The following is a 6,000-nucleotide window of genomic DNA, read 5'->3' as shown; positions in this document are numbered from 1 at the left end:
TTGATAATCAAAGCATTGTTTTCACGGATAAAAGCACATCATACGTTGATATTTCAGATTTTGTTGAACTTCATATCACCGAAAAATCTGATAAAGAAACTACCAACGAAACCTTAAAATGGGTTCACATCACCATCAGCAATGCTAAAAGAAATCTATTGGGAAATTATCATAAAATCAAAAGAAAATATCTTCAATTGTATCTCAACGAATTTATTTACAAACTAAATCGAAGATATTTCGGAGACAAACTATTCGAAAGGCTCATTATTGCTAATATTACAGCAGTATGATTAAAAACGGATATACATATTTTATTTAAACATATCATGAATTACGATCAGTTAAAATTCAATATTGATGCTTACAGGCAAACAGGTGAGATCTTGGCTGCGGCTCAATTTCTTGTTCATCAGTTTAACCTTGATGATGAGAACTTTGCCGGATTTGGTTTTCGTGATGAGTTAAAAAAAAACTCAATATTATTAACAGCCAATGGAGAAATTGGAGAACTGCAGGAAGTTATGATTCCGAGAAATCTATTCGATTTTGACCTGGATTTGGTCCTTAATATGCTGGCACATGAGATGCTGCACGTCCGCCAAAAATCTCCCAAAATGATGATTTTGGACAAAAACGAACGCGAATGGCAGGCGTATTACGAAATGCTTTTCCACACCAATTTTCCACAAATCCCAGAATTGTCTGATTATTACAAGAATTTTTTCGGAGAAAAGGCGCTAATCTATTACGGAAGAATGGGCGAAGGGAGTGCATTGCAACTCAAATACGCAGAGCAAAAATTGGATGTTGAGAAACTTTTGCAGGAGATTAAGAATAAAACGACTTAACAGTGATAAAATCTGGTATAATGATTTTGATAAAATCGACATCAGGTCGGAATTATTTCTGCTAAAGATTTTGAAAAAAAAGAATTCGTCCTGTCAAATGGAAATTGATTTTGACATTTGGGAAAAACGGGTTATTTATTGGATGATGTTAATCAAAATTCTGAAGTTCTACCAACTTTCTGTAAGTACCGTTAATGGCCATTAGCTCGTTATGGGAACCTTGTTCTATAATATCACCCTTTTCCATCACCACAATATGATCTGCCTTTTGGATGGTTGATAATCGGTGGGCTATAACCAGCGAGGTCCTGTTTTCCATCATTTTTTCCAAAGCATCCTGCACATACCGTTCTGATTCTGTATCCAAAGCAGATGTTGCCTCATCCAAAATCATAATCGGAGGATTCTTAAGGACGGCTCTTGCGATAGAAACGCGCTGTTTTTGGCCTCCGGAGAGTTTGTTACCATCATCGCCAATATTGGTATTATAACCATTGGGCAGGCTTTCTATAAACTGATGGGCATTGGCAATCTTAGCCGCTGCTATTACCTCTTCCTGCGTAGCATTTTCTTTCCCCATGGCGATATTGTTGTAGACAGAATCGTTGAACAATACCGATTCCTGCGTAACCATCCCAAGGAGAGAACGGTAATCTTTCAGGTTAAGATTTTTGATATTTTCACCATCAATCTCGATGCTGCCTTCGGTCACATCATAGAACCTTGCCAGCAGGTTGGCAATAGTTGTTTTGCCACTACCACTCTGCCCTACCAATGCTACCGTTTTACCTTTACCAATAATCAAGTCAAAGTTCTTGATGATTGTCCTATCCTGATTATAATAGAACCCTACATTTCTAAAATTAATTTCTGACTTCAGGTCATGGATTGGGACAGGATTGGCAATCTCATCCACGCGCACATCGGCATCCAGGATCTCCATGACACGTACCAGAGATGCTTCAGCCTTCTGCACATTGGAGATGGATGAAGAAAGACTTTTTATAGGAGGAAGAATCTGGAAGAAAATGCCTAAAAACACAAGAAAATCCTCTGGACGGATGCTGTGATTTACGATAATCTCTTTACCGCCATACCAAGTGATGATCAGAAATGTAACCGCACCCAGAAACTCACTCATAGGAGAAGCCAATTCTTTTTTGCGGCCCAGACTTACCGAGTTGTTGATCCACTTAGTCATAGAAGCGGTAAATCTTTTACTGAGCAACTTTTCCGCGTTGAAGATTTTGATAATCTTAGCAGATTTAAGCGTTTCATCTACAATAGAAAAAATATTACCCAACTCATGTTGCGCTTCATGAGAATCCTTTTTCAGGCTTTTACCAATCACAGAGATCAAAGCGCCCATGACCGGGAGAACAATTAAACTAAACAACGTTAATTGTGGACTGAGATAAAACAGCGTCACCAGCGTACTGATAAGCATAAATGGAGAATTGATCAGATCTACAAGGCTACCCAGGATATTATTTTCTACTTCGCCAACATCATTGGACATCCGGGACATCATGTCTCCTTTTCGTTGCTCGGTAAAAAAAGATACAGGCAAAGCCAAAACCTTATTATACATGGCACTCCGCAGGTCCTTTGTAACACCAACTCTATAAAATATTAACAGGTAGGCACCAAAATAACGGAATATGTTTCTTAATAAAAACGTGAAGGCGGTAATCACGCAAAGCCACGCCAAAACGGTAAGTGCACCACGCTGGTTGACTTCTGACTGAATAAAATAGTAAGAATACTCTTTGAGGTAACCAAAGAAGCTGGAAATATGGCCATCGTAAACAGGTTCTTTCAAATCTGCATCCATTTTCACGCTCCCAAAAAGCATCCCTAAAACCGGAAGGATGGTTCCTAACGAAGCTATCTGAAAGACTGAATACAGGATATTAAAAAACAGACTGGCGTAGATATATTTTTGATGAGGTCTGGCAAATTTTAGAATCCGTCGATATAAATTCATTTAAAAAAATTGAATGGCAAAATTACACTAAAATAAGTAGCTTTTTACTGCAAGACGTTACAAAGTGGCGATTACTTTATTTTAATCAGTAGAGATAATATCTTTTGTAAATAAAAAGGACTTCAAAAATAATAAAGTAAATTAATGCCAGGGCGTAATAAGTATTCTTTTTAGGCTTTATAAAGATCAGCAACAAACAAATGGGAATGTGTGTCATAATTCTAATACCATAGAGCGGCATCAGAGCCTCAAGATAATCTTTGCCTTTGTAGATGGTGTCTACCAGATCCAGACAGTATAAAGCACCAAGAAATCCAAAAAGCCATTTTTTCCGGGAAAAAAAGTAATTTTTATAATCATTGTTATAATCTTTCAGGTCTGTAGGATAAAGCAATGTGCATAAGACAAAAAACATGATGATGTAACTGATGATAAAAACATATTGGGTAAAAGTCCAAGAGCTGATGCCTCTCAGCCTGTATTCCCACCACCAAAAATGAATCATCAAAATAAAGATGTAAAGGACAAACAGCAGATGTATCCAGAAAGGCTTGTACCGGCCAGGGTGCTGTATAAATCTCACGCTGCCATTGAGTAATGTCCCGATACTTAATCCGAGAATGATACTGATGATCGTTTTGAGATGGTTGAATGTATCCACGCTATAAGTTTTAATCAAAAAAAAAAACAGCTCCCATCAATGGGAACTGTTCTCACTCAAAAAAATCGTCGTAAGCCTATCGGAGTCTGTCTACAGATTTTACGAGCCTCTCATCTTTTCTGATATATACGTTTGCCAAAAGCAGACATATTACAGATAACAATGGGAAAACCGGCTCAATACCCTTCTCAGGAAAATGAATTCCTCCGGATAAATTGAGTAGCCAATACACCAAAAGACCAATCAACAAAGCGTTTATAATAATGCTGATTGTGTTCAGCAGGATTTGTCTTTTTCTGTTTTTGAAATTAAAAATGCTTAAAACACCAAACAGAATCAGGATCACCGTAGAAGCATTAATCGTTAAATACCTGCCAAGGATATCAAAATCCTGAGCTGTTATATTGAGGAAAACGGCTCCCAATACGGCTAAAAAGATCCAAACTGTTTGTATTCTTTGCAACATTTTTTACTGTAAAAGCTTTATAAAGAAAGCATTAAACCGTTGCAAAATTAAAATATTTTTTGCATAATTCAAAAATTAATGTAGATTTGCAGTGTAATCACCTATTTAAAAATGCTAACCTCCTGGTTTTCATTCTTACTTATACACAAATAAAAACTACTTTTTACGTATAATATGTTTAATATTGAAACGCTAAAGTCAAAATCCGATGAGGAATTGACTCAACTTTCTAAAGATTTAGGCGTTAAATTGGCAAAGAAAAGCTCTCCGGAAGAAACTGTTTTTGCAATTCTGGATTATCAGGCTTCTAACCCAAAAATCATTAAAGATTATCTAAACGCCACTCAAGAAAATATGGTAAAAAAAACAGAGGAGACACCGGCAGAAAGTGTAACTCCTGCAAAAAAAAGAGGCCGGAAACCTGTGGGCAAAACCCAGCAGGAAACAGAAGCTCCTCAGGAAGACACAGCTGTAACCCAAGAACAAACAGCTGCTACGCAGGAAGAAGCACCTGCAGAAGCCGTAAAAACACCACCCCAGTCTAAGAAAAAACCAAGAGCAAGGGTGCAACCGGCCAAACAGGAAGAGCAGCAGGAAGAACAACCAAAAGACACTGCCGAAGAACTTCCTAAAACTGATGAAAAAACAGAGGAAAGCACTGCAGCTGCCAAGGCGCCGCAAGCAAGACCTAAGAATAACAATATGCGAGGTCAGCAAAGAGCACCTCAAAATAACTCTCATCAGAACAATCATAAAGAACCGTCTGAATCTCAACAAGAGGCTCCTTCTCCAAGAAAAGAATTTAATTTTGACGGCATTGTTACCATAGAAGGTGTGCTGGAGATCCTTCCTGACAATTATGGTTTCCTTCGTTCATCAGATTTCAGCTATATTTCTTCTCCTGATGATGTTTATGTTTCTACCAATCAAATCCGAAATTACGGACTGAAAACCGGAGATACCGTAAAAGGTATTGTACGATTACCAAAAGAAGGTGAAAAATATTTTTCCCTGCAAAAAGCAACCGAAGTGAATGGCCGCGACCTGGCATTTATCAAAGACCGTGTCGCTTTTGAATATCTTACCCCGCTTTTCCCTCAGGAAAAATTTAACCTGGCAGGTAGAAACTCTACTTTTTCTACAAGGATTGTAGATCTTTTTGCACCAATCGGTAAAGGCCAGAGAGCTATGATTGTAGCACAGCCAAAAACCGGTAAAACAATTTTGCTGAAAGAGATTGCCAATGCCATATCTGCTAACCATCCGGAAGCTTACATGATGGTACTGCTCATCGATGAAAGACCGGAGGAAGTTACAGATATGCAGAGAAGTGTCAACGCAGAGGTAATTGCCTCCACTTTTGATGAAGCTGCAGACAAACATGTGAAAGTTGCCAACCTGGTTTTATCCAAGGCACAAAGAATGGTAGAATGCGGACACGACGTGGTGATTCTCCTGGATTCTATCACGCGTTTGGCCAGAGCCTACAATACGGTGACACCTGCATCCGGGAAAATCCTTTCTGGAGGTGTGGATGCCAATGCACTTCATAAGCCCAAACGTTTTTTTGGAGCCGCAAGAAAGATTGAAGGCGGCGGCTCTCTTACCATTATTGCAACAGCATTAATTGATACTGGATCAAAAATGGATGAAGTAATCTTTGAAGAGTTCAAAGGTACCGGAAATATGGAGTTGCAGCTGGACAGAAAAATCGCTAACAAAAGGATTTATCCGGCGGTTGACCTTATTGCATCCAGTACAAGACGCGATGATCTCCTACAGGACGAGGCCACGCAGCAGCGTATGTGGATTATGAGAAAATATCTGGCGGATATGAATCCGCTGGAAGCAATGGAATTTGTGCAAAAACAAATGAAAGGCACCCGTAATAACGAAGAATTCCTAATGTCTATGAACAGGTAACCCGCTACTAGCTAATTGCAGTTGGCTATTTGCCTTTATCCATAAATAAAAAATTCCGACTCTTTTTATAGAGCCGGAATTTTTTTGCAAACCTTCAAGGTTGTTGAAACCT

6 protein-coding genes are annotated in these 6,000 nt (G+C 38.6%); 3 read left to right on the top strand and 3 right to left on the bottom strand.

Going from position 1 to position 6,000, the window contains the following annotated elements:
• Together B0B05_RS10375 and B0B05_RS10370 are read left to right on the top strand one after the other, a co-directional pair.
• Positions 1 to 293: transposase (locus tag B0B05_RS10375; protein ID WP_143745927.1), on the top strand; the 293-nt coding region annotated here is incomplete at its 5' end.
• A gap of 36 nt (positions 294 to 329) precedes the next feature.
• Positions 330 to 851 (top strand): hypothetical protein, encoded by a 522-nt coding sequence (locus tag B0B05_RS10370; protein WP_076783580.1) that lies wholly within the window; start codon positions 330 to 332, stop codon positions 849 to 851.
• Positions 852 to 999: 148 nt separating this feature from the next.
• On the opposite strand, the gene B0B05_RS10365 is transcribed toward B0B05_RS10370, so the two are convergent.
• The 3 genes from B0B05_RS10365 to B0B05_RS10355 all read right to left on the bottom strand — a co-directional run bounded on the left by B0B05_RS10365 (position 1,000) and on the right by B0B05_RS10355 (position 3,965).
• Positions 1,000 to 2,838, bottom strand: a complete 1,839-nt coding sequence (locus B0B05_RS10365; protein ID WP_076783579.1) for an ABC transporter ATP-binding protein — start codon at positions 2,836 to 2,838, stop codon at positions 1,000 to 1,002.
• An 85-nt stretch (positions 2,839 to 2,923) separates the two neighbouring features.
• Positions 2,924 to 3,499: a hypothetical protein gene (locus tag B0B05_RS10360; protein WP_084173933.1), complete on the bottom strand. Its 576-nt coding sequence runs from the start codon at positions 3,497 to 3,499 to the stop codon at positions 2,924 to 2,926.
• 76 nt (positions 3,500 to 3,575) lie between these two features.
• Positions 3,576 to 3,965 carry a DUF4293 family protein gene (locus B0B05_RS10355; protein WP_076783577.1) on the bottom strand — a complete coding sequence of 130 codons (390 nt, stop codon included), beginning with the start codon at positions 3,963 to 3,965 and terminating at the stop codon, positions 3,576 to 3,578.
• Positions 3,966 to 4,139: 174 nt separating this feature from the next.
• Between B0B05_RS10355 and rho the strand changes: the two genes are divergently transcribed.
• Positions 4,140 to 5,888 carry a transcription termination factor Rho gene (rho, locus tag B0B05_RS10350; RefSeq protein ID WP_076783576.1) on the top strand — a complete coding sequence of 583 codons (1,749 nt, stop codon included), beginning with the start codon at positions 4,140 to 4,142 and terminating at the stop codon, positions 5,886 to 5,888.
• Positions 5,889 to 6,000: the final 112 nt, after the last annotated feature.

The organism is Epilithonimonas bovis DSM 19482, assembly GCF_900108115.1.
Classification (GTDB): domain Bacteria; phylum Bacteroidota; class Bacteroidia; order Flavobacteriales; family Weeksellaceae; genus Epilithonimonas; species Epilithonimonas bovis.
The sequence above is the reverse complement of the archived record's forward strand: the minus strand, read 5'-3'. Positions and strand labels throughout refer to the sequence as shown.